The following is a 535-nucleotide window of genomic DNA, read 5'->3' as shown; positions in this document are numbered from 1 at the left end:
CACGGTTGGACATCGTGAGGTTAGTGCAATGGCATAAGCCCGCTTGACTGCGAGAATGACAATTCGAGCAGGTGCGAAAGCAGGTCATAGTGATCCGGTGGTTCTGTATGGAAGGGCCATCGCTCAACGGATAAAAGGTACTCCGGGGATAACAGGCTGATACCGCCCAAGAGTTCATATCGACGGCGGTGTTTGGCACCTCGATGTCGGCTCATCACATCCTGGGGCTGAAGTCGGTCCCAAGGGTATGGCTGTTCGCCATTTAAAGTGGTACGCGAGCTGGGTTTAGAACGTCGTGAGACAGTTCGGTCCCTATCTGCCGTGGGCGTTGGAAGATTGAAGGGGGCTGCTCCTAGTACGAGAGGACCGGAGTGGACGAACCTCTGGTGTTCGGGTTGTGTCGCCAGACGCATTGCCCGGTAGCTAAGTTCGGAATCGATAACCGCTGAAAGCATCTAAGCGGGAAGCGAGCCCTGAGATGAGTCTTCCCTGACCCCTTGAGGGTCCTAAAGGGTTGTTCGAGACTAGAACGTTG

At 55.0% G+C, this 535-nt stretch carries 1 rRNA gene; it reads left to right on the top strand.

Going from position 1 to position 535, the window contains the following annotated elements:
• A 23S ribosomal RNA gene (locus QQK21_RS21800) occupies nt 1-535 on the top strand; the annotation flags it as partial.

This window comes from Vibrio zhanjiangensis, assembly GCF_030161235.1.
Classification (GTDB): domain Bacteria; phylum Pseudomonadota; class Gammaproteobacteria; order Enterobacterales; family Vibrionaceae; genus Vibrio; species Vibrio zhanjiangensis.
Note: the sequence above shows the minus strand (reverse complement) of the source record. Positions and strands in the feature narration are given on the sequence as shown.